Annotated in this window: 22 protein-coding genes and 1 pseudogene; 11 read left to right on the top strand and 12 right to left on the bottom strand. The window is 70.6% G+C overall.

Annotated elements, in window-relative coordinates:
* Positions 1-212: 212 nt before the first annotated feature.
* The 3 genes from AB0A61_RS06090 to AB0A61_RS06080 all read right to left on the bottom strand — a co-directional run bounded on the left by AB0A61_RS06090 (position 213) and on the right by AB0A61_RS06080 (position 3,346).
* Positions 213-1,700, bottom strand: a complete 1,488-nt coding sequence (locus AB0A61_RS06090; protein WP_361286815.1) for a glutamate synthase subunit beta — start codon at positions 1,698-1,700, stop codon at positions 213-215.
* Between the two features lie 110 nt (positions 1,701-1,810).
* Positions 1,811-2,290 (bottom strand): anthrone oxygenase family protein, encoded by a 480-nt coding sequence (locus AB0A61_RS06085; RefSeq protein WP_361286812.1) that lies wholly within the window; start codon positions 2,288-2,290, stop codon positions 1,811-1,813.
* A gap of 360 nt (positions 2,291-2,650) precedes the next feature.
* Positions 2,651-3,346: a DUF2293 domain-containing protein gene (locus AB0A61_RS06080; protein ID WP_361286809.1), complete on the bottom strand. Its 696-nt coding sequence runs from the start codon at positions 3,344-3,346 to the stop codon at positions 2,651-2,653.
* A gap of 184 nt (positions 3,347-3,530) precedes the next feature.
* On the opposite strand from AB0A61_RS06080, the gene AB0A61_RS06075 reads away from it, so the two are divergent.
* Entirely contained in the window at positions 3,531-4,163 is a 633-nt protein-coding gene (locus tag AB0A61_RS06075) for a uridine kinase (protein ID WP_361286806.1), read from the top strand.
* 102 nt (positions 4,164-4,265) lie between these two features.
* On the opposite strand, the gene AB0A61_RS06070 is transcribed toward AB0A61_RS06075, so the two are convergent.
* Positions 4,266-5,393: a magnesium and cobalt transport protein CorA gene (locus tag AB0A61_RS06070; RefSeq protein WP_361286803.1), complete on the bottom strand. Its 1,128-nt coding sequence runs from the start codon at positions 5,391-5,393 to the stop codon at positions 4,266-4,268.
* Between the two features lie 353 nt (positions 5,394-5,746).
* Between AB0A61_RS06070 and AB0A61_RS06065 the strand changes: the two genes are divergently transcribed.
* Positions 5,747-6,559, top strand: a complete 813-nt coding sequence (locus AB0A61_RS06065) for a methyltransferase domain-containing protein (RefSeq protein ID WP_361286800.1) — start codon at positions 5,747-5,749, stop codon at positions 6,557-6,559.
* A 57-nt stretch (positions 6,560-6,616) separates the two neighbouring features.
* Here AB0A61_RS06065 and AB0A61_RS06060 read toward each other — a convergent pair whose 3' ends face one another.
* Positions 6,617-7,507 (bottom strand): PfkB family carbohydrate kinase, encoded by an 891-nt coding sequence (locus tag AB0A61_RS06060; protein WP_361287318.1) that lies wholly within the window; start codon positions 7,505-7,507, stop codon positions 6,617-6,619.
* A 122-nt stretch (positions 7,508-7,629) separates the two neighbouring features.
* The gene (locus AB0A61_RS06055) at positions 7,630-8,532 is read right to left on the bottom strand and encodes a pseudouridine-5'-phosphate glycosidase (protein ID WP_361287315.1); all 903 of its coding nucleotides are present in this window, start codon (positions 8,530-8,532) and stop codon (positions 7,630-7,632) included.
* Positions 8,533-8,631: 99 nt separating this feature from the next.
* On the opposite strand from AB0A61_RS06055, the gene AB0A61_RS06050 reads away from it, so the two are divergent.
* Positions 8,632-9,060 (top strand): VOC family protein, encoded by a 429-nt coding sequence (locus AB0A61_RS06050; protein ID WP_361286797.1) that lies wholly within the window; start codon positions 8,632-8,634, stop codon positions 9,058-9,060.
* A 54-nt stretch (positions 9,061-9,114) separates the two neighbouring features.
* Here the strand turns inward: AB0A61_RS06050 and AB0A61_RS06045 are convergent, their stop codons facing one another.
* A complete protein-coding gene (locus AB0A61_RS06045; protein ID WP_361286794.1) occupies positions 9,115-9,669 on the bottom strand; it encodes a methylated-DNA--[protein]-cysteine S-methyltransferase in 555 nt (184 codons plus the stop codon).
* A gap of 145 nt (positions 9,670-9,814) precedes the next feature.
* Positions 9,815-10,687: a glycerophosphodiester phosphodiesterase family protein gene (locus AB0A61_RS06040; protein ID WP_361286791.1), complete on the bottom strand. Its 873-nt coding sequence runs from the start codon at positions 10,685-10,687 to the stop codon at positions 9,815-9,817.
* A gap of 278 nt (positions 10,688-10,965) precedes the next feature.
* On the opposite strand from AB0A61_RS06040, the gene AB0A61_RS06035 reads away from it, so the two are divergent.
* The 6 genes from AB0A61_RS06035 to AB0A61_RS06010 all read left to right on the top strand — a co-directional run bounded on the left by AB0A61_RS06035 (position 10,966) and on the right by AB0A61_RS06010 (position 19,335).
* Entirely contained in the window at positions 10,966-11,823 is an 858-nt protein-coding gene (locus AB0A61_RS06035) for an MHYT domain-containing protein (protein ID WP_361286788.1), read from the top strand.
* 49 nt (positions 11,824-11,872) lie between these two features.
* Positions 11,873-14,029: an excinuclease ABC subunit UvrB gene (uvrB, locus tag AB0A61_RS06030; protein ID WP_361286785.1), complete on the top strand. Its 2,157-nt coding sequence runs from the start codon at positions 11,873-11,875 to the stop codon at positions 14,027-14,029.
* 172 nt (positions 14,030-14,201) lie between these two features.
* Positions 14,202-14,780 (top strand): TerD family protein, encoded by a 579-nt coding sequence (locus AB0A61_RS06025; protein WP_361286782.1) that lies wholly within the window; start codon positions 14,202-14,204, stop codon positions 14,778-14,780.
* A 50-nt stretch (positions 14,781-14,830) separates the two neighbouring features.
* Positions 14,831-16,810 carry a TerD family protein gene (locus AB0A61_RS06020; RefSeq protein WP_361286779.1) on the top strand — a complete coding sequence of 660 codons (1,980 nt, stop codon included), beginning with the start codon at positions 14,831-14,833 and terminating at the stop codon, positions 16,808-16,810.
* Positions 16,811-17,105: 295 nt separating this feature from the next.
* Complete coding sequence (locus tag AB0A61_RS06015; RefSeq protein ID WP_361286776.1) at positions 17,106-18,107, top strand: TerC family protein; 1,002 nt, start codon at positions 17,106-17,108, stop codon at positions 18,105-18,107.
* Positions 18,108-18,234: 127 nt separating this feature from the next.
* Positions 18,235-19,335, top strand: coding sequence for an ionic transporter y4hA (locus AB0A61_RS06010; RefSeq protein WP_361286773.1), 1,101 nt, complete (start codon positions 18,235-18,237; stop codon positions 19,333-19,335).
* Positions 19,336-19,505: 170 nt separating this feature from the next.
* On the opposite strand, the gene AB0A61_RS06005 is transcribed toward AB0A61_RS06010, so the two are convergent.
* Complete coding sequence (locus AB0A61_RS06005) at positions 19,506-20,810, bottom strand: MFS transporter (protein WP_361286770.1); 1,305 nt, start codon at positions 20,808-20,810, stop codon at positions 19,506-19,508.
* 209 nt (positions 20,811-21,019) lie between these two features.
* Here AB0A61_RS06005 and aroQ point away from each other — a divergent pair, with 209 nt between their 5' ends.
* Complete coding sequence (gene aroQ / locus AB0A61_RS06000; protein ID WP_361286767.1) at positions 21,020-21,496, top strand: type II 3-dehydroquinate dehydratase; 477 nt, start codon at positions 21,020-21,022, stop codon at positions 21,494-21,496.
* A gap of 105 nt (positions 21,497-21,601) precedes the next feature.
* On the opposite strand, the pseudogene AB0A61_RS05995 reads toward aroQ, so the two are convergent.
* From AB0A61_RS05995 to AB0A61_RS05985, 3 genes and pseudogenes are all read right to left on the bottom strand, one after another.
* Positions 21,602-21,795 (bottom strand): annotated as a pseudogene (locus tag AB0A61_RS05995) (amino acid ABC transporter substrate-binding protein); the annotation flags it as partial.
* A gap of 310 nt (positions 21,796-22,105) precedes the next feature.
* Positions 22,106-22,762 carry an MBL fold metallo-hydrolase gene (locus tag AB0A61_RS05990; RefSeq protein WP_361286764.1) on the bottom strand — a complete coding sequence of 219 codons (657 nt, stop codon included), beginning with the start codon at positions 22,760-22,762 and terminating at the stop codon, positions 22,106-22,108.
* Positions 22,763-22,805: 43 nt separating this feature from the next.
* A complete protein-coding gene (locus tag AB0A61_RS05985) occupies positions 22,806-23,492 on the bottom strand; it encodes a maleylpyruvate isomerase family mycothiol-dependent enzyme (protein WP_361286761.1) in 687 nt (228 codons plus the stop codon).
* A 224-nt stretch (positions 23,493-23,716) separates the two neighbouring features.
* Between AB0A61_RS05985 and uvrA the strand changes: the two genes are divergently transcribed.
* Positions 23,717-26,755, top strand: a complete 3,039-nt coding sequence (gene uvrA / locus AB0A61_RS05980) for an excinuclease ABC subunit UvrA (RefSeq protein WP_361286758.1) — start codon at positions 23,717-23,719, stop codon at positions 26,753-26,755.
* Positions 26,756-26,840: the final 85 nt, after the last annotated feature.

The following is a 26,840-nucleotide window of genomic DNA, read 5'->3' as shown; positions in this document are numbered from 1 at the left end:
CCCGGCGGTGCCGACTGGACCGGCCGGTTGCACCGTTGTGCCTCGGCCCGGCGGTGCCGACTGGACCGGCCGGTTGCACCGCTGTGCCTCGGCCCGGCGGTGCCGACTGGACCGGCCGGTTGCACCGCTGTGCCTCGGCCCGGTGGTGCCGACTGGACCGGCCGGTTGCACCGTTGAGCCTCGGCCCGGCGCTGCCGTCGGGACCGGCCGGGTTACACCCGCATCGGCCGGTCGTAGGGCCCTATCGGCGCCGGAAGCGCCGAACTCCCCGTCAGGTAACGGTCGACCGCGGCCGCCACCGCCCGGCCCTCCGCGATCGCCCACACGATCAGCGACTGCCCGCGCGCGGCGTCTCCGGCCGCGAACACCCCTGGCACGTTCGTGGCGAAGCCGTCGTCCCGCGCGATCGTGCCGCGGGGGGTCAGGTCCATCCCCAGCTGGTCGATGAGCCCGTCCGTACGGTCCGGCCCGGAGAAGCCGAGGGCGAGCAGTACGAGATCGGCCGGGATGGTCCGCCCGGTGCCCGGAACCGGGCGCCGTCCCGCGTTCACCTCGACCAGGTGCAGCTCCCGCACGTGTCCGTCCGCGTCCCCGGTGAAGCGCAGCGTCGACGCCGCGAACAGCCGCGCGTCGGCGTCGGCGGCGGGCGCCGTCCGCAGCTCCCGTGCCTCTTCGTGCGCGGCCGACAGGCGGTAGATCTTGGGATACGTCGGCCAGGGCTCGGTGTCCTCGTCGCGTTCCGTGCCGGGCTGGGCGTAGATGTCCAGCTGGGACACGGAGGCGGCGCGGTCGCGCACCGCGGTGCCGAGGCAGTCGGCGCCGGTGTCCCCGCCGCCGACGATCACGACGTGTCGGCCCGCGGCGCACAGCGGGGAGACCTCCAGATCCCCCTCGCGTACCCGGTTGGCCAGTGGCAGGTACTCCATGGCCTGGTGTATCCCCGCCAGCTCGCGGCCGGGCACCGGCAGTTCCCGCCACGCCGTCGCCCCGGTGGCCACCACCACGGCGTCGTAGCGGGACCGCAGCTCCCCGGCCCCGACGTCCCGCCCGACCGTCGTCGACATGCGGAACTTCGTCCCCTCGGCCCGCATCTGCTCCAGCCGCCGGTCCAGATGGTGCTTCTCCATCTTGAACTCCGGGATGCCGTACCGCATCAGACCGCCCAGCCGGTCGTCCCTCTCGTACACGGCGACCGTGTGCCCTGCCCGGGTCAGCTGCTGCGCCGCGGCCAGCCCCGTGGGCCCGGACCCGATCACCGCGACCGTCCGCCCGGACAGCCGGTCGGGCGGGCGCGGAGGCGCGAAGCCCTCCTCCCAGGCCCGGTCGGCGATGGCGCACTCCACGTTCTTGATGGTGACGGCCGGCTGGTTGATCGCGAGCACACACCCGGCCTCGCACGGTGCCGGACACAACCGGCCCGTGAACTCCGGGAAGTTGTTCGTCGCGTGCAACCGGTCGCTGGCCGCCCGCCAGTCCTCACGGGAGACGAGGTCGTTCCACTCCGGGATCAGGTTGCCCAGCGGGCAGGCGTCGTGACAGAACGGGATACCGCAGTCCATGCAGCGGTCGGCCTGCTTGCTGATGATCGGCAACAGCGCGCCGGGGACGTAGACCTCGTGCCAGTCCCGGACCCGCTCCTCGACCGGCCTGCGGGGCCACTCCTGCCGGGGCGTGGTCATGAATCCCTTGGGATCGCCCATGGCCGTCTTCCTTGCGTACGAGTCGACGCGCCGTGCGTCATCGGGCGCACTCTTCCGGCCACGATACGTCTCATCCGCTACTTGCGCAGACTCGTGAACAGCGCTTTCCCTCAGGTGAGGGCCAGCACGTACGCGAGGGCGGCGGAGGCCGAGGCGACGGTGCGGACGTGGTTCCACCGCGTCCACTCCCGCACGTAGGCCGGCCAGTACGCGGCGGCCTCGGGGGTCCCTGGGTCCATGCGGAGCAGCGCGTCGTTGCGGGGCACGTTCGCCACCAGGGTGAGCCCGAAGGAGCCGAACAGGTACAGCGCGCTGCCCAGCAGCAACTCCACCGCCCCCTCGTCCGGCCACAGCACGAACGTCACCACGGCGACCACCGCGCACACCATCGCCGACCCGGCGAACACGATCATGAATGCCGGCCGTACGGCGGCCACATTGATCGCGTTCATCGCGGCAACGCCCTGCGCGGGCGGCAGCGCGGCCGGCCCCCGCATCACGAACGTCGAGAAGCCGCAGAAGATCCCGGCCACCAGCCCGGTCCCGAGCACGCCCAGCACCGTCAGGACGAAGTACGGTCCATCGATCATGTCAACGCCACTCCCGCCTCACGCCGGGGATCCTCCCGGGCACCCGCCACACCGACCCACCTCAAGTGAAGTCGCCCGGGAGTGCCGCGACCATGGCCGAGCAGCGCCAGGGCATACGCGAGCGTCCGGGGGACGCCCGGAGCAGCGGGGCAAGGGGCACGCGTTCCTTTACGCCACTCGTACCCGTCCGTCGACTGACCGGCCGGTCCTTATCGCCCGGGGGCTGACTGGCTGATTCGTGTTGTCCGGTGGTTGATGGGGTGCTCGCCACGGTCCGGGGGTTGACAGATCGATCCCTGCTGTCCAGCGGCTGGCCGTGCGCACACCACCGGCCGCCCGCTGACCCGCCGGTCCTCCCGGTCAGCCGGCCTCCGCAGCCGGCTCCCGCCAGGCGCGCAGTACCGACTCCACCCCGGCCGCGATGCGCCGCCGCGCCTCGTACCGTGGCACGCCACCCATCAGCAGCAGGTCGTACGGCGTGTCCACGTGCCGCACGGACGCCACGACCGCCGAGGTCACCGCCGCCTCGGACAGGGCGCGCCCCGCCGCGCTGCGTCCCACCCGCCCGCTGCCGCGCGCCGAGGCGTGCCCGGCGATGGCGCGGGCCCGCTCGGCCGGGCACCCGGGAAACAGCCTCTGTATCTCCGCCGCGAACGCTTCCGAGAACCGGACGTCCTGCGCCGCCCGCCGCCGCGCGTCCCGGGCCCTGCGTCGCCGCCTGGCTTCCGCATCCGCCAGACAGCGTTCCTCGGCCCGGGCTAGCGCGTCCTCCTCGACTAGGACGCCCTGCCGCTCGTACCGGCTCTTGCGCCGGTTGAACCGCACGACCACCGCCGAAAGCGTGCTCTCCTCCCGCGACCTGCGCGTCAGCGCGGTGTCGCCGCGCGGAAGGAGGACCAGGTGCCCGAGGTCGGCACAGACCAGACACCGCGGGGCTCCACCCTCCAGGACGAGCATCGGCATCGGCCCGCGGCGGCACTCGGTGCAGTGCTTCCGCTTCAGCGGCTGGATGACGACAAGCCCGGCACGATCGGGGGGAGTTGCAGGAACCGCCATACGGAGTTCATTTCCCCGCGGAGGCCGAGACCCCAAGCCCGGCACCATTCTCATCGCATTTCGATCACCACCCCTCCGCCCGGCGCCGCCCACAGCCGGGTCTCAAGCCCGCCCGCACTTCTCGGAGCCGCCCGCGCAGGGTCCCGGCGGCTCCCGAGGCCGGACCTGACGCATCATGGGCCGTGTGCGACTGGAAGCGATCACCTGGGAACGGCTCGGCGACATCCTCGCCGACCGCGTGCTCGACCTGAAGCCGGCCGACGGCGGCGCCTGGCCACGCGTCGCCCTCGACGGCGCACCCGCCGCGCGCCCCGGTGACCTCGCCGAGCGCGTCTCGGAGGCGCTGCGTCTGCGCGGCCGCCCGTCGCTCGTGGTGGGTGTGGAGAGCTTCCTGCGTCCTGCCTCGCTTCGCCTGGAGCACGGTCACAGGGATGTGGAGTCGTACTACAGCGGCTGGTTCGACACCGGCGCCCTGTGGCGCGAGGTCTTCGGCCCGCTCGAGCCCGGCGGCAGCGGCCGCGTCCTGCCCGACCTGTGGGACCCCGTCAGCGACCGTGCCACTCGCAGTTCCTACGTCCATCTCCCGCCCGGCGGCGTGCTGTTGCTCCACGGTACCCTCCTCCTGCGCCATTGGTTCCCCTTCGATCTGACCGTCCACGTCCTCCTCTCCCCGGGCGCCTTGCGCCGACGTACTCCGGACGAGGCGCACTGGACGCTGCCCGCCTTCGAGCGCTACGAGGCCGAGAACGACCCCGCCGGCACGGCCGACGTCCTGGTGCGCGCCGACGACCCGCGCCATCCGGCGTGGCGGGGCTGACCTCGAAACCGCCTCTACACGGGGATGCGGGTAACCCGTGGACACGCGACCCCCTCGGGCGACTCGCACGCGTCGCACAAGTACCTCGGCGTCGAGGGCCCGTCAGAGCCAGCCGTTGCGCCGAAAGCCGCGGTACAGCGCCAGGCAGGCGGCGGATATCAGGCCGATGACCAGGGGATAGCCGAACCGCCAGTGCAACTCCGGCATGTGATCGAAGTTCATGCCGTACACCCCGCACACCATGGTCGGCACCGCGATCACCGCGGCCCACGCCGTGATCTTCCGCATGTCCTCGTTCTGCGCAACCGTGACCTGGGCGAGGTGGGCCTGCAGGATCGAGTTGAGCAGTTCGTCGAACGAGGCGATCTGCTCCTTGGCCCGCATCAGATGGTCGAGGACGTCACGGAAGTAGGCCTGTATCTCGGGATCGACCACCCGTATCGGCCGGGTGGCGAGGTCCTCGACCGGGCGGCCGAGCGGGACCACGGCCCGCTTCAGCTCCAGCAGTTCCCGCTTGAGCTGGTAGATCCGCCCGGGGTCGGCCCGTGCGCCGTTCTCTGCGAAGACGTCGGTCTCGACCTGGTCGATGTCCGCCTGGACGGAGTCGGTGACGGTCAGGTAGTCGTCGACGACGTGGTCCGCGATCGCGTGCAGCACCGCGGCCGGTCCCTTGGCCAGTTGCTGCGGCCGGGACTCCAACTCCTCGCGCAGGGGGCCGAGTGAGCCGTGCCGGCCGTGCCGCACCGTGACCACGAAGTCCGGACCCACGAACACCATGATCTCGCCGGTGTTCACCACCTCGCTCGTCGCGGTCAGTTCCTCGTGCTCCACGTAGCAGACCGTCTTGAACACCGCGAACAGCGTCTCACCGTACCGCTCCATCTTCGGGCGCTGATGGGCCTCGATCGCGTCCTCGACCGCCAGCGGGTGCAGGTCGAACAGCTCGGCGATGCCCGCGAACTCCTGGTCCGTCGGCTCGTGGAGGCCGAGCCAGACGAAGCCGTGGCCCGTTTTGCGGACCCGCTCCACGGCGTCCACCAGATCGCCGCTCTCCGGGACCCGGGCACCGTCCCGGTACGTCACGCAGTTGACCACCGAGGAGCCCAGCGGAGACCGGGCGGGATGGCTCAGGTCGACCCGCGGGCGTCGCCGGGCGAGCCGTGCCACCTTGCGGAGCCCGCCGACCTTGTCGAGGCCCGTCACCCTCCGCAGATTCCCTGCCATGGACATCTGGATCTCCTTGCGTGGCTCTCCCCGCGCCGTGCTGCTGCGCCCTGGCGAGCCAGTCTGCCAGGCCGGTGCGAGCGGCGGGTAAGGCTGTGGAAACGGAGCATTCCGCTTCGTTTCCGGCTCGGGGTGGAGGGGTGGCCGCCATGGCCGAACCGTCCGGGCGCTCGCTGCTGCCGAACGGTGCGGGCCGCCGCTGCTGCCGAACCGCACGGCTGGTAGTGGCCGCACGCCCCTGGCGCGACTGCGATGATCCCGGTCATGACACAGGGCGATGATGTGATGGAAGGTGAGGCGACGATGTGACGGAAGGCGACGATGTGACGGAAAGCGACGCTGTGACCCAAGGCGACGCTGTGACGGAAGGTGAAGGCGCGACGCCAAACGGCGGCTACCTGCTCGACAACCGGCAGAGCGAGGCGGGAGAGCGCTTCGACGCCCTCAGCGCCCTTCTCGACCCCACGACGCTCCGGCACCTGGAGGCCCTCGGTATCGGGCCCGGCCAGCGGTGCTGGGAGGTCGGCGCCGGCGGCACTTCCGTGGTGTCCTGGATGGCCGAGCGGGTCGGCACGTCCGGCGAGGTCCTCGCGACCGACATCGACACCTCGCGGGCCGCCGCGGCGGCCCGTCCACCGGTCGAGGTGCGCGTCCACGACGTGGGTGCTCAGGAACCCCCGGGGACGGGCTTCGACTTGGTGCACGCCCGGCTCGTCCTGGTCCATGTGCCGGACCGGGAGCGGGCGTTGCGGTCGATGATCAAGGCGCTGCGCCCCGGCGGGCGGCTGCTGGTCGAGGACGCAGACCCGGGCCTTCAGCCCCTGCTCTGCCCCGACGAACACGGCCCGGAGGAGGAACTGGCCAACCGGCTGCGCCGCGGTTTTCGCCGCCTGCTCGCCGACCGCGGAGCCGACCTGTCCTACGGGCGCAAGCTCCCGCGTCTGCTGCGCGAGGCCGGCCTGCGCCAGGTGGAGGCCGACGCCTACTTCCCCGTCGCCTCGCCGGCCTGCACCGCCCTGGAGTCCGCCACGGTCCGTCAGATCCGGGACCAGCTCGTCACGGCCGGACTGGCCACGGACGAGGAGATCGACCGGCACCTGGCCAATGTGGCCACCGGGCGCATGGACCTGGCCACCGCACCGATGATCTCGGCCTGGGGGTACAAGGCATAGGGTCGCGCACGCCGTCGCCAGAACTTGGCCCGGCCCGGGGTCGCCGGTCCCAGTCCGTCACCCGGCCTCCGGAGGCCGCCCGCCCACGCGTTCCACCGCCAGCGCGCCCGCCCGGCACCCTTCCGCTGCCGCGGCCTCGGGTTCGCCACCGGAGAGCAGCGTGGCCAGGAACGCTCCCGTGAAGGCATCGCCGGCGCCCGTGGTGTCCCGCGGCGTCGCGGGCACGGCGGGAACGCGGGCGGCCACGCGGCCGCCCCGGGCCACCAGGGCTCCGCCGACACCCAGCCTGGCGACCACGAGAGGGATGTGCCGGCTCAGCTTGGCGGCCGCGTCCGCCGGATCCGGCAAGCCCGTCAGCAGGCACGCCTCGTCACGGCTGGGCAGCAGCACCTCCACCCCTTCGACGAGGGACAGGAATCCGTCCACACCAAGCGCGGCGAGGAAACCGGCCGACGCCGGATCCAGGCTCACCGGCACACCGCGCGCGCGTGCCGCCGCGACGGCAACCGCCACCAGGGCCCGGCTCGGCTCGGAGAACAGGAGGTAGCCCGACAGGTGCAGCCGGGCGACACCGTCGAGCAGGGCGTCCGACCAGTCCCGGGGCTCCAGTCGCAGCGATGCCCCGCTGTCGGTGAGGAACGTGCGCTCGGCCGCCGCCTCCGAGTCGACGAGGCAGATCACTGTCCCGGTCGGCGCCTCCGGGTCGAGCACCAGCCGGGGACACACACCGGAAGCGATCAGCTCCCGCTCGTGCCAGATGGCGGCGTCGGAGCCCACCCGCCCCAGCAAGCGCACATCTTGGCACCCCCAATGCGCCGCCCAGCAGGCCACGTTCGCCCCTGCACCCCCGGGCACCGTCCGGATCACCGCGGCGGTGTCGGTACCGGAGGCGAGCGGCCCCCGATGCCGTGCGACGACGTCCGTCACCACGTCACCGACCACCAGCAGCGCTCCACCCCCTCCCGAACCCCGTGTCGGCGCGGTGCCCGGCTTCTCGTCCGCTCCCGCCTCCTCCTTGCCTCCCGGTGTCCCAGGCCTGCCTCTCGGTGTCACACCCTTGCCCCCCGGTGTCACACGCGGGTCCACGCCGCCGCGATCCGTCCCGCCAGTCGTACGTTGCCGCGCACCGCCGCCAGATTGGCCTGCAACGAGGCACCGTCCGTATGCCGCACCAGGTAGTCGAGCAGGAACGGCGTCACCGCCTGACCGGTGACGCCTTCCGCCTCGCACGCGTGCAGCGCGTCGGCGAGCACCCGCGCGTGCAGGCCGGGATCGAGCTGCTCCTCCTCCGGGACGGGATTGGCGACGATCAGCGCCGATGGTGCCCCGAGCGCGTCCTGCGCCCGCATGGCCTCGGCCACCTCCTCGGGGCTCCGCAGCGTCCACCCCACCGGACAACCCGAGTCGGCGAGATAGAACCCGGGGAACCGCTCCGTGCCGTACCCGGCGACCGCGACGCCCAGCGTCTCCAGCCGCTGCAGGGTCGCCGGCACGTCCAGGATCGACTTCACGCCGGCGCACACGACCGTGATCCTGGTGCGTGCCAGCAGCCCGAGGTCGGCGGACTCGTCCTGCGTCACCGTCCACTGCCGGTGCACCCCACCGAGCCCCCCGGTCGCGAACACGCGGACGCCCACGAGGGCCGCCAGCAGCGCGGTCGCCGAGACCGTGGTGGCCCCGCTCGCGCCGGCCGCCACGGCAAGCGGCAGGTCGCGGTGGCCCAGCTTGCGGATCCCCTCCTCGTTCGCGACCCGTTCCAGCTGTTCCTTGTCCAGGCCGACGTGGGGGCGCCCGTCCAGCACGGCGATCGTCGCCGGCACGGCCCCTTCCTGCCGTACCGCGTCCTCCAGCTCCAGCGCCACCTGGAGATTGCGCGGGCGTGGCAGCCCGTGGGCGATGATCGTGGACTCCAGGGCCACCACCGGACGGCGCGCGGCGAGCGCCTCCCGTACCTCTTCGGACACCACCAGCACGCGCGTGCCTCCCGTCTGTCGCTCTTCCCTCATCTCTGGCGGGCACCGTCCCGGGTCAAACCCTTGCGGCCGGCGGACCGCGACACCAGCCTGGAGTGCATGACGGACAACACGCCACGTCTCGACCATGTCGTCCTCTGGGTGCGCGACCCGGTCGCAGCGGCCGACTTCTATGACAAGGCGGTCGGCCTGGAGCCACTGAAGGTCACCGAGTTCGCCGCGGGCAAGGTGTCGTTCCCCTCCGTACGTCTGAACGAGGAGACCATCCTCGATCTCGCGCCGCTCGACCTGGTGCCGCACATGAACATGCTCCCCGGCGCGGCCGAGAGCGCGGGGCACCCGGTCAACCACGTCTGCCTGGCTCTGTCGGCCGACGACTTCGACGCGTTGCACGCCCGCCTGCGGGAGCACGCCGTCCCGGTGTCCGAGTTCTCGTACGACTCCTCCGGCGCCCGCGGCAATGCCAGGCGCAGCTTCTACTTCCGCGACCCGGACGGGAACGTGTTCGAGGCCCGGCACTACGCGTAACCGCGCGGGTGGTGATCCTTTGGAGTGCTGCCCAGTACGTCTCCCGCGGAAGCGTCAGAACAGCGGCTCGGGCAGCACGCCCTCCAGCGCGAGCAGCTTCCGCTTGGTCTCCAGGCCGCCGCCGAACCCGCCGATGCCACCGTCGCTCTCGACGACCCGATGGCAGGGCACGACGACGGGCAGGGGGTTCGATCCCATCGCCATGCCCACCGCCTGGGCCGCGCCCGGCTGGCCGACCCGGCCGGCCAGATCGCCGTACCCGACGACCGCGCCATAGGGAACGCCCGACGCCAGCTCTCGCAGCACCTGCCGGTTGAAACCGGAGATCAGGGACCAGTCCAGTGGCAGGTCGAAGTCCCGGCGCCCGCCCGCGAAATACGCCTCCAGCTGGCGTATCGCCTCCGCCAGCAGGGGGGAGTCGGGCGCCTCGAGGGGCTCGGTGCCCAGCCGGGACGCCAGCCGGGTCAGCGCCTGCTCGCGCACCGCTCCGGTGGCGTGGAACACGACGTTGACCAGGCCTGCGTCTGTCGCCGCCAGCAGCAGGGGACCGATGTCCGCGTCGACAACGGCCCACACGACCTGCTGCTCGTACTGCCCGTGGCTGTCCATGCGACCCACGGTACGGCTCGCCACTGACAATGCCTCCTGCCTGCGGTTTTCCGACGGCGGACGGTCGGTTTCCCACGGCGGACGGTCGGGCTCCCACGGCGGACGGTCGGGCTCCCGCGACGACAGGGCCGTCCGCGCGACGCGTTCAGGGCGTTTTCAGCGCCTTGCGCACCACGTCCGGCTTGTTGGTGATGATGCCGTCGACGCCGTAGCCGGCCACGGTCCGGGCGCGTGCCGCGTCGTTGACGATCCAGGTGAAGACCCGCAGCGGTGTGCCGTGAGGCCCCTTGAACCGGTGGACGGTGGAGACGTAGCCCGCCGTGAGCGTGCCGTGCGGCGGGTTGATCAGGTCCGCGAAGCCCGCGTACCGGCGCAGGTCCGCGGTCGCCGGCTGGCCGAGGAAGCCGGTCTCGACACCGGGCTTCAGGGCATGCACGATCCGCAGGCTGCCGGCGCTGAAGCTCTGCACGATCAGCCGGCCCGCCAGGTGCTTGCGGTCGAGCCAGCCCTCGTTGCCGAGGAGCTTGAGGGTCTGCCCCTCGATGCCCGGGTACAACTGGGGGTTCTTGATCTCCAGGAGCAGCTTCTGGTGGTTGTGCTCGACCCGGCGCATGTACTGCTTCAGCGTCGGTACGCGCGTGCCCGCGTACGCCCGGCCGAACCAGCTGCCCGCGTCCAGTCGCGCGATCTCCGCCGCGGTGAAGTCCTTCACCTTCCACGGAGCCCGGCGCGGGAAGACCTGCTCGACGTTGGTGGTCCGCTGGAGGCTGTCATCGTGGATCACGACGAGCTCACCGTCCTTGGTGCGTTGCACGTCGTTCTCGACCCAGGGGATGCCGAGCGCGGCCGCCTTGTCGATGGCGGGCAGGGTGTTCTCGGGGGCGTAGGCGGAGGCGCCCCGGTGAGCGACGACCAGGGGTCTGTCGTGAGCGCCGGCTGCCCGGACGTCGGAGGCGGGGAACAGCACGGCGGTCCCCAGGAGCGCGGTGGTCATGGCGGCAACGGCACTCGCGTGCATGCGTACTCCTCGCGTCGAGAGATTACGTTCAGCATCAGACTGACAGCACAGAGTCAACGAGGAGTGGGTACACGATGACCACAGATTGAATGGAGTTGCCCAAGTCGGCTCACCGGTGCGGCACAACTGCGGCAAGTGCGTGTTTCTTTGCCGGAAAATCGTTCGACCATTCCGGTGCGAGTCATACTCTCTGCGTCAACCCTGACCGCCGAACGGTTCTGGGGCGGGGGCGCATCCGCGACATTCCGGGACGCAAGAGGGCGGGAGGTCAATCGCGCATGCAAGGCACGGTCGACGGATTCAGCTACGGGCTCGTCACCCCGCTGGTGGCCTATCTCATGGCCTGCCTCGGCGGGGCTCTGGGCCTGCGCTGCACCACCCGCGCCCTGCTCGTTGCCCAGTCCTGGCGTCCCGGCTGGCTCGCCCTGGGCGCGGCGGCGATCGGCTCCGGCATATGGACCATGCACTTCGTCGCGATGATCGGCTTCACGGTCGGGGGCGCACCCATCCACTACGACCGGCCGATGACGTACGCCAGCCTGGGCCTCGCCATCGTCATGGTGGGCATCGGGATCTTCATCGTCGGCTACAAGGGTGCGACCGGCTCCGCGCTGTTCACCGGCGGTACGATCACCGGCCTGGGCGTCGCCTCGATGCACTATCTGGGCATGGCCGGGATGCGTCTGAACGGCTGGTTCGCGTACAACACGCTCACCGTCGCGGCCTCCGTCGTCATTGCCGTGGTCGCCGCGACCGCGGCTCTCTGGGCGGCCGGACAGGTCAGAGGGTTCCTCTGGAGCGTGGGCGCGAGCCTTGCCATGGGGCTCGCCGTGACCGGCATGCACTACACGGGCATGGCCGCCCTCAGCGTTCACGTGCACGACACGGGGAGCACCGCCACCGGCGAGTCGCCGGCCGCCCTCCTGGCGCCCATGCTGATCGGCCCGCTCGGCTTCCTGCTCCTCGCCGGTGTCGTGGTGATGTTCGACCCGCTGGTGGTCGTGGGCAGGTCCGCCTGGACACCTGTCGAGCACAAGGCGGGCATACCGGCGTGCGAACTGGTCCCGCACCGCGCCCGGCGTCCCGCGGTCCGCGCCCGTCGGGACCCGGAGCGGCGGCCCGCCCGCACCCCGTAGAACCGGTGACCCGGGCCCTTTGTCAGTGGCGGGTCGTACGGTTGATGACATGCGGCCCGTTTCCCACATCGAACGCACGGTGGCGCCCTTCGAGGTCGTCAGCTCCTACCAGCCCAGCGGCGACCAGCCGCAGGCCATCGCCGAGCTCGCCCAGCGCATCGGGGCGGGCGAGAAGGACGTCGTCCTGCTCGGCGCGACCGGCACCGGCAAGTCCGCCACCACTGCGTGGATGATCGAGAAGCTCCAGCGCCCCACGCTCGTGATGGCGCCGAACAAGACGCTGGCCGCCCAGCTGGCGAACGAGTTCCGCGAGCTGCTGCCCAACAACGCCGTCGAGTACTTCGTCTCGTACTACGACTACTACCAGCCCGAGGCATACGTCCCTCAGTCGGACACGTACATCGAGAAGGACTCCTCGATCAACGAGGAGGTGGAGCGGCTGCGCCACTCCGCGACGAACTCGCTGCTCACCCGCCGCGACGTCGTCGTGGTCGCCTCGGTGTCCTGCATCTACGGCCTCGGTACACCCCAGGAGTACGTGGACCGCATGGTCACACTCCGGGTCGGCGACGAGATGGACCGGGACGAGCTGCTGCGCCGTTTCGTGGACATCCAGTACACGCGCAACGACATGGCCTTCGCGCGCGGAACCTTCCGGGTGCGCGGTGACACCATCGAGATCTTCCCGGTCTACGAGGAGCTCGCCGTCCGCATCGAGATGTTCGGCGACGAGATCGAGGCGCTGTCCACCCTGCATCCGCTGACCGGCGAAATCCTCAGCGACGACCAACAGCTCTACGTCTTCCCGGCCTCCCACTACATCGCCGGTCCGGAGCGCATGGAGCGGGCCGTGGGCGGCATCGAGAAGGAGCTGGCGGAGCGCCTTGCCGAGCTGGAGAAGCAGGGCAAGCTGCTGGAGGCCCAGCGTCTGCGCATGCGGACGACCTACGACCTCGAGATGCTCCGCCAGATCGGGACCTGCTCCGGCGTGGAGAACTACTCGATGCACTTCGACGACCGTGCGCCGGGCACCCCGCCCAACACCCTGCTCGACTACTTCCCGGACGACTTCCTGCTGGTCATCGACGAGTCGCACGTCACCGTCCCGCAGATCGGCGCGATGTACGAGGGCGACGCCTCCCGCAAGCGCACCCTCGTGGAACACGGCTTCCGCCTGCCCTCCGCCCTGGACAACCGGCCCCTGAAGTGGGAGGAGTTCCAGGAACGCATCGGCCAGACGGTGTACCTGTCGGCGACCCCGGGACAGTACGAACTCTCCCGGTCGGACCGTCAGGTCGAGCAGATCATCCGCCCCACCGGTCTCGTCGACCCCGAGGTGGTCGTGAAGTCGACCGAGGGCCAGATCGACGACCTGGTGCACGAGATCCGCAAGCGGGTCGAGAAGGACGAGCGCGTCCTGGTCACCACCCTCACCAAGAAGATGGCCGAGGACCTCACGGACTACTTCCTGGAGCTCGGCATCCAGGTGCGCTACCTGCACAGCGACGTCGACACGCTGCGCCGCGTCGAACTGCTGCGTGAGCTGCGCTCGGGCGAGTACGACGTCCTGGTGGGCATCAACCTCCTGCGCGAGGGCCTGGACCTGCCCGAGGTGTCGCTGGTGGCGATCCTCGACGCCGACAAGGAGGGCTTCCTGCGCTCCGGCACCTCGCTCATCCAGACCATCGGCCGTGCGGCGCGCAACGTCTCCGGCCAGGTCCACATGTACGCCGACAAGATCACCCCGGCGATGGAGAAGGCCATCGACGAGACCAACCGGCGCCGGGAGAAGCAGATCGCCTACAACACGGCGAACGGCATCGACCCTCAGCCCCTGCGCAAGAAGATCAACGACATCGTCGCGCAGATCGCGCGCGAGGAGGTCGACACCGAGCAGCTTCTCGGTACCGGGTACCGCAAGACGAAGGACGGCAAGGGCGCCAAGACGCCGGTGCCATCCCTCGGCGAGAAGGCGGCCAAGGGCCCGAAGGGGGCGAAGGGTGTCAAGTCCGCCAAGGGCAAGGCACAGGAGCCGGTGCCGACCGACCGACCCGCGGCCCAGCTCGCCGAGCAGATCGAGGAGATGACCGAGCGGATGCGCGCCGCCGCGGCGGACCTGCAGTTCGAAGTCGCGGCCCGACTGCGCGACGAGGTCGCCGAGATGAAGAAAGAACTGCGCCAGATGAGGGAAGCAGGCCTGGCCTGACCTTCACCACGGGGCCCGGTCCGGCTGGGGCCGGGCCCTTGCGCATGCGCTGTGTTGCAAGACCGCCACAAAGTACGCACCGGTGTACGGCGTTGTCGGTGCCCCTGCGTAGGGTTCTGATCAACCGCGGACTCCGCGGCAACAGGGGAGTAGTCCGAGAGGGGAAAACGCCGTGACCGTCAACTTGACCAAGGGTCAGGCCATCAGTCTGCAGAAGAACGACGGGGGCAGCCTGACCGCGGTCCGTATGGGTCTCGGTTGGCAGGCGGCCCCCCGCCGGGGCCTGTTCGGCTCCCGCACGCGCGAGATCGACCTCGACGCCTCCGCCGTGCTGTTCGCCGACAAGCAGCCGGTCGACGTCGTGTTCTTCCGGCACCTCGTGAGCGACGACGGCTCCGTGCGCCACACCGGTGACAACCTCGTCGGCGGTGCGGGCCAGGGCGGTGACGACGAGGCCATCCTCGTCGACCTGCAGCGCGTGCCGGTCCACATCGACCAGATCGTCTTCACCGTGAACTCCTTCACGGGCCAGACGTTCCAGGAAGTGCAGAACGCCTTCTGCCGCCTGGTCGACGAGAGCAACGGCCAGGAGCTCGCCCGCTACACCCTCGCGGGCGGCGGCAACTACACCGCCCAGATCATGGCGAAGGTGCACCGCGCCGGCGCCGGCTGGACGATGACGGCCCTCGGTGTCCCGGCCAACGGCCGCACCTTCCAGGACCTGATGCCGTCGATCCTGCCGCACCTGTAGGGCGCGCGGGCGAGCGGCACCGGAACAGCGACACACGGGGGACCAAGGCGATGACGGCCGAGCTGGTGCGGGGGCAGAACCACCCGCTCTCCGAGGTCCGCCTCCAGATCCGGATCTCGGCCGGCCGGCCGATCGTGGCAGCCGCCACGCTGGCCGACGAGAACGGCAGGGTGGCGAGCCCCGAGTGGGTGGTCCATCCCGGTGCCCCCGTCCTGCCGGGGCTCGAGGTGTCGCGGCAGGCGGCCGCCGATCACCGGCTCGAAGTGGACCTGGGGGTCATGCCGGGGGAGGTGCACCGGGTCAGCGTGCTGCTCGCCCTTCCTGCGGGTGTGGGCCCGACCCGCTTCGGCGCCCTCGCGGCGCCCTTCGTCGCCATCGCCGGGCCGGACGGCACCGAGCTCGCCGGTTACACCGTTACCGGCCTGGACGCCGAGTCGGCCGTGGTCGCCCTGGAGTTCTACCGCAGGCAGGGGGCCTGGAAGGTGCGGGCCGTCGGCCAGGGGTACGCGGGAGGCCTCGCCGAGCTCTTCGCCGACCAGGCCCTGCCCCAGGCCCGTCACCTCGCCGACACCGTCGAGGAGGCGGTGGTCCTGGGCGTCGCCCGCTCGGTGCCGGCACCGACGCCACATGCTGCGGACGGCGACCGCTTCAATCGGACGACCGCACTGGCGCAGCAGTCGTCGCAGGCGCACCCGGACCGTGGCGCGCCGCATCCCGCGTCCCTGGACGCCTCGGGCGCTCCGACCGCTTCGGGCGCCGGCGAGCAGCCGTCGGCGTCCGCGAGTGGCCCGGTCGACTACAGCCACCCGGGTCGGCGGTCCGCCGCTCCTCCACCGCCCGCGCCGCCCGCGCCTCCGGCCGCACCCGGACAGCCGGCGCCGCCCGTCGCGGGCGACGCGACCGGTTGGTCCATGGACGAGCGGCTGTACAACCAGGTGTGGGGCATGTTCGAGGACCTGGCCCGTACCACGGCCGCCTACCGCGGCGCCGTCGACTTCGCCGACTCACGCAGGGAGAAGGAACTCGACCAGGTCCTGTCCGACCCGCGCAGCCGCATCGGCGGGCAGGGCGACGCCGCCCGGGAGGCGGCCCGCGCCAGGCACGCGCACCTCGTCGACCAGGCCAGAGCGGTCCTCGAGCGCGATCTCGCCCAGCTCGCCGCGGAGTCGGACGTCGTCGAACCCGCGCTGCCCCCGGCATACGCACGCTGGGACAACCCGGTCTGGCACGGCTACCGCGTGCCGATGGAGATTCCGATGGCCGTACGTCTCGGCGATCTCCGCCTCCCCGAGAGCGGCGACCTCCGCATCCCCATGCTGGTCCGACTGCCGTTGGACCGCGGCCTGTGGATCGACAGCGGCCGTCCCGGATTGCTCGACGGCCCGTACGGCGACGAAGGCGGCTCGTACGCCGACGAAGGGGAGCGGCGTCGCCCGGCGATGGACATTGCCGTGGCGCACGCCGCCCGCCTGCTTGCCGTCTATCCGCCGGGCGAATTCGACGTGCACGTCATCGACCCGGCCGGATCGGGTGCGCAGTCCCTCGCCCCGCTGGTGCAGACGGGGGTGCTCGGCCACCCTCCGGCCGTCGGCGCCGCAGGTGTCGCGGACGTCCTCGGCCGACTGACTCGGCGGGTCGACCTGCTGCAGATGGCCGTGCGGGGCGGCGCAGCCGATGCGCTGCCACCGGGCGTCGACCCATCCGCGCAGCTGCTGGTGGTCAATGATTTTCCGCACGGCTTCGACGACCGCGCGGTGACGCAGCTGCGCTACCTCGCGGACGAGGGCCCGGCCGTGGGCCTTCATCTGATGATGGTCGCGGACCGCGAGGACGCCGCCGCGTACGGTCCTTTGCTCGACCCGCTGTGGCATTCGCTGCTGCGACTCACCCCGGTTGCGGACGACCACCTCGCCGATCCGTGGGTCGGACATGCCTGGACCTACGAGCCGCCGCTGGTGCCGTCGGGCAGCCAGGTGCTGCAGCAGGTTCTGGGCCAGGTCGCGACGGCCCGCCGCGAGTGGAACCGGTGAGGGCAGCCGCGCGGCCCCGTGAACACCCCAAGCACACGCAAAGAGTCCTGACCTGGTAATTTGGGCTTTCCTTTGCCAGGTTCTTTACTTTTTCTTGGTGATTGGGGTACTGTTTTCCGTACGGAGGGGAGTACTCCTGACCGTTGCGGCGCACCCGTCAGTACGGATCCGACGGATCCCGGGACGCCGGCCCCCGGCAACCGGACGCGTTCGGCGCACTGGACCCGGCGGGCGGAAGAGACCTCCGGCAGCGACGACGCTGACTGTTTGCCGTTACGTACATGCCGGAGGCGCAGTGAATGTTTCCCCGACCCTGTGGGTCCTGACCATCATGGGCCTGGCCGCCCTGATCGCGGTCGACTTCTTCATCGGCCGCAAGCCGCATGACGTGTCGGTCAAGGAAGCCGGCATCTGGACCGTCGTCTGGATCGCCCTGGCCGGTCTCTTCGGGCTCGGCCTGCTCGCCTTCGGCGGCGGCCGGCCCGCCGGGGAGTTCTTCGCGGGCTTCATCACCGAGAAGTCGCTGAGCGTCGACAACCTGTTCGTCTTCGTCCTCATCATGGCGAAGTTCGCGGTGCCGTCGCGGTACCAGCAGCGGGTACTGCTCGTCGGTGTCCTCATAGCTCTGGTACTGCGAGCCGTCTTCATCGCCGCAGGTGCCGCGATCATCGCGAGTTTCTCGTGGGTGTTCTACCTCTTCGGTGCCTTCCTGATCTGGACCGCCTGGAAGCTCATACAGGAGGCCCGTTCCGGCCGCGAGGACGAGGAGTACCAGGAGAACAGGCTTCTCAAGGCCGCCGAACGCCGCTTCGGCGTGGCCGACCGCTACCACGGCACCAAGCTGTGGATCCAGCGGAACGGCAAGCGCGTGATGACGCCGATGCTGGTCGTCATACTGGCGATCGGCACCACCGACGTGCTCTTCGCCCTGGACTCCATCCCCGCCATCTTCGGCCTGACCCAGGACCCGTACATCGTCTTCACGGCCAACGCCTTCGCGCTCATGGGTCTCAGGCAGCTGTACTTCCTCATAGGCGGCCTGCTCAAGAAGCTGGTCCACCTGTCGTACGGCCTGTCGGTCATCCTCGGCTTCATCGGCGTCAAGCTGGTGCTGCACGCACTGCACGAGTCCGGCGTCCACGTCCCGGAGATCAGCATCCCGGTCTCCCTCGGCGTGATCTGCACGGTCCTGACCGTCACGACCGTCACCAGCCTGATGGCCTCTCGGAAGCAGGCCGCGGCCGAGGAGGTGCGCGAAGGAGGCGAGAGGGCCGCGAAGGACAGCGTCGATGCCTGACCACCGCACCCCGGCGACAGCCCGCCCGCCGGGCGACCGCAGGCCCCCGCGCCGCGGCGGCGCGAGGTCCGCCGAACCGCGCGTGGACCGGAATGCGCCCGCGGACGGCCTCTGCGACGATCACTCCATGAGCACTCGGCTCAGGGCGCTCACGGCATCGTGGACGACCTTCGTGCCGGTGGTCGCGATCGTCCTGCTGGTCTTCACCTGGGGACGCAATCTGCCCGGCCCGGTCGTCGCGCTGGTGACCATGGTCCTCGCAGGCTCGGTGCTGGCGGCCGTGCACCACGCCGAGGTGGTCGCCCACCGGGTCGGTGAGCCCTTCGGGTCCCTGGTTCTCGCCGTCGCCGTCACCGTCATCGAGGTGGCCCTGATCGTGACGCTCATGGCGGACGGCGGAGACAAGAGCTCGACGCTGGCGAGGGACACCGTCTTCGCCGCCGTGATGATCACCTGCAACGGCGTCGTCGGCCTGTGCCTGCTCGTCGCCTCGCTGCGCCACGGCACCGCCGTCTTCAACCCCGAAGGCACCGGAGCCGCCCTCGCCACCGTGGCGACCCTGGCCACGCTCAGCCTGGTGCTGCCGACGTTCACCACCAGCAAGCCGGGCCCCGAGTTCTCCGGGGTGCAGCTCACCTTCGCCGCGTTGTCCTCGCTGATCCTCTACGGCCTGTTCGTGGCCACCCAGACCGTGCGGCATCGCGACTACTTTCTGCCGATCACCCGGCAGGGAGAGGTGATCACCGCGGACGCCCACGCGAACGCACCGTCGGCACGGACGGCCTGGACCAGCCTGGGACTGCTCGGCCTCGCGCTGGTCGGCGTGGTCGGACTGGCCAAGGGTGTGTCGCCCACCATCGAGTCGGGGGTGCAGGCCGCCGGACTTCACCACGCCGTGGTCGGAGTGATCATCGCGCTGCTCGTGCTGCTGCCCGAGACCATTGCCGCGCTGCGCTCCGCCCGTCGTGACCGGGTCCAGACCAGTCTCAACCTCGCGCTCGGCTCCGCAATGGCCAGCATCGGCCTGACCATCCCCGCGGTGGCCCTGGCGTCCGTGTGGCTACCCGGACCGCTGCTCCTCGGGCTGGGCCCCACCGCCATGGTGTTGCTGGCCCTCACCGTGGTGGTCAGCTCGCTGACCGTGGTGCCAGGGCGGGCCACGCCGTTGCAGGGCGGCGTTCACCTGGTGCTGTTCGCGGCGTACCTGGAGCTCGCCATCAATCCCTAGAGGGTGTCGTTTGGATCACCGCGGATCAGGCCGCGGCGCATGATGCGGTGCATCGCAAGGCGGGGCATGACCCGCGTACTGGGCGTACTCGGGTGATGCGGCAACGCGGCGAGGTGCCAGGCGTCGCGGACCCGGGGTGATGCGAACGACACCCCCTAGCGCGGGCGCCGTCATCCGCTGGCCGGCTCCAGGGCCGGGAGCACCGCCGGGCGCGTCTCGGGCAGGAGCGCGAAGCAGCCCAGGCTGAGCACCGCGACCCCGGTCAGATACGCGCCCACACCCCACGGCACGCGGCCCGAGTGGTCCGCGAGTGCCGTCGCGACGAGCGGAGTCAGGGCACCTCCGAGGACCCCGCCGAGGTTGTAGCCCACGGCGGCGCCCGTGCAGCGCACCTGCGGCTCGTACAACTCCGGCAGATAGGCGCCGATCACGGCGAACATCGTGACGAACGCGAGCAGCGCGCCCAGGAAGCCGAGGAACATCAGCAGAGGCGAACCGGTGGCGAGCAGCGCGACCATGGGGAACATCCACACCGCGGTCGCTCCGCACCCCGCCAGGCACAGGGGCCGCCGCCCGAAACGGTCGGCCAGCAGCGCCGCCAGCGGTGTGAGCGAGCCCTTGACCACCACGGCGGCCATGACACAGCCCAGCATGACCGTGCGGCTCACGCCGAGCCGCTCCGTCGCATAGGCCAGGGACCAGGTCGTCACGGTGTAGAAGACCGCGTACCCGACCGTCACCGCGCCTGCTGTCAGCAGCACCAGCCGCCAGTGGTTGCGCATCACGTCGACGAACGGCACGCGCGCGTGAACGTCGATCTCCAGGAAACGGGGGCTCTCCGTGAGCGAGGTACGCAGCCACAGCCCGGCCACCGCCAGCAGCCCGGCTGCCCAGAACGGCACCCGCCATCCCCACTGGGCGAACTGCGCGTCGGAAAGCGTCGCCGACAGGGCGAGCATGACACCGTTGGCGAGGAGGAACCCGAGCGACGGACCCACCTGCGGAAAGCTCGCCCACAGTCCGCGACGGCCCTCGGGCGCGTGCTCCGTGGTCAACAGCACCGCCCCGCCCCACTCCCCGCCCAGCCCGAGCCCTTGCAGAAAGCGCAGCACGAGCAGCAGCACCGGAGCGGCCATGCCGAACGTCTCGTACGTCGGTACGCAGCCGACCGCGACCGTGGAGACGCCCGTCAGCAGCAGCGAGGCGACGAGCACCGGCCGCCGCCCGCGCCGGTCGCCGACGTGCCCGAAGAGCACCGAGCCGAGCGGGCGGGCCACGAACCCGACCCCGAACGTGCCGAAGGCCGCCAGCGTCCCCGCCAACGGTGAGAACGTCGGGAAGAACAGCGGTCCCAGGACCAGGGCCGCGGCGGTGCCGTAGACGAAGAAGTCGTAGAACTCGATCGCGGTCCCGGCGAGCGAGGCGGCGGCCAGCCGCAGCATGGACGGTGCCCTCACGGTGCGTACAGCGTGCATGTCGCGTCAACTACCCACAGTGACACCGGGTTACGGGGGCGTGCGGAGGTGTGGCCCGCGCGTCGGAAGGGGACGCGGATGCGCCTGCGCGTGACCGGCCCACCGTCCGGGCCGACCCGCCCGCCCGCGGACGCGCCGTGATAGACCGGGTCCGAGCGGCGGCCGTCGGCGGTCCGCCGCAGGACGAACGGACCGGAGGAACCGTAACCGTGCCCCATACCCTGGCCAGCGCCCCGATCATGATCCTCAACGGCCCCAACCTGAATCTGCTCGGGCAGCGCCAGCCGGAGATCTACGGCTCCGACACGCTCGCCGACGTCGAGGCCCTGTGCGCCGAGGCGGTGGCCGTGCACGGCGGCACGGTGGACTTCCGTCAGTCCAACCACGAGGGCGAACTGGTCGACTGGATCCACGAGGCGCGGCTGAACCACTGCGGGATCGTGATCAACCCGGGCGCGTACTCGCACACCTCCGTCGCCATCCTGGACGCGCTCAACACCTGTGACGGCATGCCGGTGCTGGAAGTCCACATCTCCAACATCCACCGGCGCGAGACGTTCCGACACCACTCCTACGTCTCCCTGCGCGCCGACGGCGTCATCGCCGGGTGCGGTGTGCAGGGATATGTGTTCGGCGTGGAGCGGGTCGCGGCACTGCTCGGAACAGCCGCCCGGGGCGACGCGTAAGCCCCGGTCCCCAGGGCGCACGCTCCTTACCGGCACCCATCTCCTCACCGGCGCCCATCTCCACCCTCGGATGCCCTGCCCTGCCCTGCCCTGCCGACCGAGCCACTCGTCGGTTGCGACCGTCAGCCTGCCGGAGGTCTTGGTGGCCAACCTGCCCTCGGCACAAGTCGTTCCGGCCGACCCGGACGGACTGCCGCCCGCCTTCTCCTCCGGTTGAGGAGCGCAGCCGACGGCGGTGGCGAGCAGGGCGATGGTGTGACGGACCCGGCGCCGCGCCGAACGCGTGAGGCAGGGTGCATGGCGGGAGATTGGCGGTGAACGACACGTTTGTCGAGGTCGCGAGTCAACCGTCCGCATGGGTGGGAAAGGGTGTTGCGTTCTCGTGAACGCTCGACCGGCAGCCGGGGCCGCCGGTCGAGGGCGGGGAATGAAAGACCGGCGGCCCGTACCGCTCAGGAGCCGTCATCCTGTGCGGGGCTGCGTCCAGTTGACTGCGCAGCAACGAGCGCCGGGAGCGCACGCGTGCCACCGGCGCGTGCGAACGCTTCACACGGGGCGCGTGCCGGCCCCGGACACGTGCCGCCGGAGACCGCATGAGCCGTCACAGGGTCACCAGCCGCGCGCGTGCCACTCCGGCAGGTGCGGGCGCTCCGAGCCCAGCGTGGTGTCGTTGCCGTGTCCGGGGTACACCCAGGTCTCGTCCGGAAGCACGTCGAAGATCCTGGTCTCGACGTCGTGGATCAGGCTGGCGAACGCCCGCGGGTCCTTGTGGGTGTTGCCCACCCCGCCCGGGAAGAGGCAGTCGCCGGTGAAGACGTGCGGGTGACCGTGCGGGTCGTCGTAGACCAGCGCGATCGAGCCCGGGGTGTGCCCGACCAGATGGCGTGCGGTCAGCTCCACGTGCCCCACCCGGATGGTGTCGCCGTCGTCGACGAGGACGTCCGTCGGTACGGGGATGCCCTCGGCGTCGTCCCGGCCCGCGTACGTCCGCGCGCCGGTGGCCGCCACCACCTCGGCGAGTGCCTGCCAGTGGTCGCCGTGCCGGTGGGTGGTGACGACGGAGGCGATGCCGTCGTCACCGATCATGCCCAGCAACGTCTTCGCGTCGTTCGCCGCGTCGATCAGCAGTTGCTCGTCCGTGGCCCGGCAGCGCAGCAGGTAGGCGTTGTTGTCCATCGGGCCGACCGCGATCTTGGTGATCATCAGGTCCTTCAGCTCGTGCACATCCGCCGGGCCGCCGACCGTCACCTCTCCGCTGTACGTCATGGTCGTCAGCCTATAGCGAGGAAGTGCCGGGGAGGTGGTGGAACTACAGCGGGGGGAGGGCCGGCAGCGCCCCGCCCTCCACGGTCAGCGCGGATCCGTCCCGGCGTCCGGCGAGCCAGCCGAGAAGGTCGGCCCGGGCACCCGTGACGGTGATCTCGGGAGCGGCCGCCTCCCTGCCGGTGCTCCACGCGCGCGTGCCGTCCGTCAGGCGGGTCGACGGCACGTCGGGGTGCCCCGTGAACCGCTGGGCGAGGAAGTCGATCTCCCGCTCCACGAACTCCGCCGGCAGATCTTCCAGCTCGTAGCCGATCCCGAGGTCCACGTGGTGCAGCTCGACCTCGACCCAGCGTCGGAACGGCACCCGCGAGGCGGAGTCGGTGACCCCGTTGCGCAGTTCCACGGTGCGTGACCAGTCCGCGGGCTCGGCGCCCGCCTTCTGGAAGAGGGCCGCGCTCTCGCGCATGTCGGCGAGCTGCACGTCGAGGGGGCGCGGGGCGTCCCGCTCGATGTCGGTGGCGCGGGCGTCCGCCGAGACGTACATGGGACGTCCATGGAGGACGTTCACCAGTGCCTCCGCGTTGCGGGCGATGTGGGCGAGGACGTGTCCGCGGCTCCAGCCGGGCAGCCGTGACTGCTCGGTCACAGCGGCGTTGTCCAGTTGGGTCGTCGCACTGAGCAGCCGTTCGGTCGCCTTGCGTACAGACGCCAGGTCACGCACGTGATCAATCATGAGGCCGACCCTAGTCCCGCCACACGTTCGGGTGAAGGTGGTGGACCGCCCCGGTAATTCGAATGCGCGTGCTATATGGTCGGGTGCGGCGTCGGGCATGCTGGAGGGCCCGGGATTGTTATGTATCCACGAATCCGACCCGGCGTTGTCAGTGGCTCCCCCTAGTCTGAAGAAGCACGGGGGCCCCGCCCCTGTCACTTCTCTCAAGAAAGGTGCGGACCGGCGTGGCCGACCGTCTCATCGTCCGTGGCGCGCGCGAGCACAACCTGAAGAACGTGTCGCTCGACCTGCCTCGGGACTCGCTCATCGTCTTCACGGGTCTGTCCGGGTCGGGCAAGTCCTCCCTGGCCTTCGACACGATCTTCGCGGAGGGCCAGCGCCGCTACGTGGAGTCGCTCTCCTCCTACGCCCGGCAGTTCCTCGGTCAGATGGACAAGCCGGACGTCGACTTCATCGAGGGCCTCTCGCCGGCGGTCTCCATCGACCAGAAGTCGACCTCGCGCAATCCGCGCTCGACGGTCGGCACCATCACCGAGGTCTACGACTACCTGCGTCTGCTCTTCGCCCGTATCGGCAAGCCGCACTGCCCGGAGTGCGGTCGTCCGATCTCGCGCCAGTCGCCGCAGGCGATCGTGGACCGGGTCCTGGAGCTGCCGGAAGGGAGCCGCTTCCAGGTGCTCTCGCCGCTGGTGCGCGAGCGCAAGGGTGAGTTCGTCGACCTCTTCGCCGATCTGCAGACCAAGGGATACAGCCGCGCGCGTGTGGACGGCGAGACGATCCAGCTGTCCAGCCCGCCCACGCTGAAGAAGCAGGAGAAGCACACCATCGAGGTGGTCGTCGACCGCCTGACGGTGAAGGACTCCGCCAAGCGTCGCCTCACCGACTCCGTGGAGACCGCCCTCGGCCTGTCCGGCGGCATGGTCGTGCTCGACTTCGTCGACCTCCCCGAGGACGACCCCGAGCGTGAGCGCATGTACTCGGAGCACCTGTACTGCCCGTACGACGACCTGTCCTTCGAGGAGCTCGAGCCCCGCTCCTTCTCCTTCAACTCGCCCTTCGGAGCCTGCCCCGAGTGCACCGGCATCGGTACGCGCATGGAGGTCGACCCCGAACTGATCGTCCCGGACGAGGAGAAGACGCTCGACGAGGGCGCCATCCACCCCTGGTCGCACGGGCACACCAAGGACTACTTCGGCCGCCTGATCGGTGCCCTCGCGGACGCGCTGGGATTCCGCACCGACATCCCCTTCGCGGGCCTGCCGCAGCGTGCCAGGAAAGCCCTGCTGTACGGGCACAAGACCCAGATCGAGGTCCGCTACCGCAACCGGTACGGCCGCGAGCGCGTGTACACGACCCCCTTCGAGGGCGCCGTCCCCTTCGTCAAGCGCCGGCACAGCGAGGCCGAGAGCGACGCCAGCCGCGAGCGCTTCGAGGGCTACATGCGCGAGGTGCCCTGCCCCACCTGCCAGGGCACTCGTCTCAAGCCCGTCGTCCTGGCGGTCACGATCATGGACAAGTCGATCGCCGAGATCTCCGCGATGTCGATCAGCGACTGCGCGGACTTCCTGGGCGAGCTCAAGCTCGACGCCCGGGACAAGAAGATCGCCGAGCGCGTGCTCAAGGAGGTCAACGAGCGGCTGCGGTTCCTGGTCGACGTCGGCCTCGACTATCTCTCGCTGAACCGCGCGGCCGGGACGCTGTCCGGCGGCGAGGCCCAGCGCATCCGCCTGGCCACCCAGATCGGCTCCGGCCTCGTGGGCGTCCTGTACGTCCTCGACGAGCCGTCCATCGGCCTGCACCAGCGTGACAATCACCGGCTGATCGAGACCCTGGTCCGACTGCGCGACATGGGCAACACGCTCATCGTCGTCGAGCACGACGAGGACACCATCAAGGTCGCCGACTGGGTGGTCGACATCGGTCCCGGGGCGGGCGAGCACGGCGGCAAGGTCGTGCACAGCGGCTCCCTGAAGGAGCTGCTGGCCAACGACGAGTCGCAGACCGGCCAGTACCTTTCGGGCAGGAAGTCCATCCCGCTGCCCGACATCCGGCGTCCGCACGACCCGTCACGGCAGCTCACCGTGCACGGCGCCCGGGAGAACAACCTGAAGGACATCGACGTGTCCTTCCCGCTGGGCGTGTTCACGGCCGTCACCGGCGTGTCCGGCTCCGGCAAGTCCACGCTGGTCAACGACATCCTGTACACGCACCTGGCCCGCGAGCTGAACGGCGCGCGCAACGTTCCCGGACGGCACACGCGCGTGGACGGCGACGACCTCGTCGACAAGGTGGTGCACGTCGACCAGTCGCCCATCGGCAGGACCCCGCGGTCGAACCCGGCGACGTACACCGGTGTCTTCGACCACATCCGCAAGCTGTTCGCCGAGACCACCGAGGCGAAGGTCCGCGGCTACCAGCCGGGGCGCTTCTCCTTCAACGTCAAGGGCGGCCGCTGTGAGAACTGTGCGGGCGACGGCACGATCAAGATCGAGATGAACTTCCTCCCGGACGTGTACGTCCCGTGCGAGGTCTGCCACGGTGCCCGGTACAACCGGGAGACCCTGGACGTCCACTACAAGGGCAAGTCCATCGCCGACGTGCTGAACATGCCGATCGAGGAGGCGACGGACTTCTTCGAGGCCGTCCCCGCGATCTCACGCCACCTCAAGACGCTGAAGGACGTGGGCCTCGGCTATGTCCGGCTCGGGCAGTCCGCGACCACTCTGTCCGGCGGTGAGGCCCAGCGCGTGAAGCTCGCCAGCGAGCTCCAGCGCCGCTCCACCGGCCGTACGGTCTACGTCCTGGACGAGCCGACCACCGGTCTGCACTTCGAGGACATCAGCAAGCTGCTGAAGGTGCTGTCCGGCCTCGTCGACAAGGGCAACACGGTGATCGTCATCGAGCACAACCTCGACGTCATCAAGACCGCCGACTGGGTCGTGGACATGGGCCCGGAGGGCGGCGCCGGCGGCGGCCTGGTCGTCGCCGAGGGTACGCCCGAGCAGGTCGCCGGAGTCCCCGCCAGCCACACCGGCAAGTTCCTGCGTGAGGTCCTCGGCGCGGACCGGATCAGCGACGCGGAGCCCGTGAAGGCCCCGCGCAGGGCCACCGCCAAGAAGGCGGTCGCGGCCACGGCGACGGCCAAGAAGACGGCGACGGTCAGGACGACCAAGGCGGCCAACAACACGGCGACCAAGAAGGCCGCCGTGACCACCAAGAAGGCGACGCCCGCGAAGAAGACGACCCGGGCCCGCAAGGCCTAGGGGGTGTCGTTCGGATCACCGCGGACCCGGGGCAGGAACGCGACGAGGTACACCGCGGCCAGGGCCCGCTGGAAGACCAGCCGGC

The sequence above is a fragment of the Streptomyces sp. NPDC046197 genome, from assembly GCF_040646295.1.
Taxonomy (GTDB): Bacteria; Actinomycetota; Actinomycetes; order Streptomycetales; family Streptomycetaceae; genus Streptomyces.
The sequence above is the reverse complement of the archived record's forward strand: the minus strand, read 5'-3'. Positions and strand labels throughout refer to the sequence as shown.

What these genes read in the sequence shown, in the direction of transcription:
- AB0A61_RS06090 (WP_361286815.1), bottom strand. Translation starts at nt 1,700, where the DNA reads ATGGGCGATCCCAAGGGATTCATGACCACGCCCCGGCAGGAGTGGCCC.
- AB0A61_RS06085 (WP_361286812.1), bottom strand. Translation starts at nt 2,290, where the DNA reads ATGATCGATGGACCGTACTTCGTCCTGACGGTGCTGGGCGTGCTCGGG.
- AB0A61_RS06080 (WP_361286809.1), bottom strand. Translation starts at nt 3,346, where the DNA reads ATGGCGGTTCCTGCAACTCCCCCCGATCGTGCCGGGCTTGTCGTCATC.
- AB0A61_RS06070 (WP_361286803.1), bottom strand. Translation starts at nt 5,393, where the DNA reads ATGTCCATGGCAGGGAATCTGCGGAGGGTGACGGGCCTCGACAAGGTC.
- AB0A61_RS06050 (WP_361286797.1), top strand. Translation starts at nt 8,632, where the DNA reads ATGACGGACAACACGCCACGTCTCGACCATGTCGTCCTCTGGGTGCGC.
- AB0A61_RS06045 (WP_361286794.1), bottom strand. Translation starts at nt 9,669, where the DNA reads ATGGACAGCCACGGGCAGTACGAGCAGCAGGTCGTGTGGGCCGTTGTC.
- AB0A61_RS06040 (WP_361286791.1), bottom strand. Translation starts at nt 10,687, where the DNA reads ATGCACGCGAGTGCCGTTGCCGCCATGACCACCGCGCTCCTGGGGACC.
- AB0A61_RS06035 (WP_361286788.1), top strand. Translation starts at nt 10,966, where the DNA reads ATGCAAGGCACGGTCGACGGATTCAGCTACGGGCTCGTCACCCCGCTG.
- uvrB (WP_361286785.1), top strand. Translation starts at nt 11,873, where the DNA reads ATGCGGCCCGTTTCCCACATCGAACGCACGGTGGCGCCCTTCGAGGTC.
- AB0A61_RS06020 (WP_361286779.1), top strand. Translation starts at nt 14,831, where the DNA reads ATGACGGCCGAGCTGGTGCGGGGGCAGAACCACCCGCTCTCCGAGGTC.
- AB0A61_RS06010 (WP_361286773.1), top strand. Translation starts at nt 18,235, where the DNA reads ATGAGCACTCGGCTCAGGGCGCTCACGGCATCGTGGACGACCTTCGTG.
- AB0A61_RS06005 (WP_361286770.1), bottom strand. Translation starts at nt 20,810, where the DNA reads ATGCACGCTGTACGCACCGTGAGGGCACCGTCCATGCTGCGGCTGGCC.
- AB0A61_RS05990 (WP_361286764.1), bottom strand. Translation starts at nt 22,762, where the DNA reads ATGACGTACAGCGGAGAGGTGACGGTCGGCGGCCCGGCGGATGTGCAC.
- AB0A61_RS05985 (WP_361286761.1), bottom strand. Translation starts at nt 23,492, where the DNA reads ATGATTGATCACGTGCGTGACCTGGCGTCTGTACGCAAGGCGACCGAA.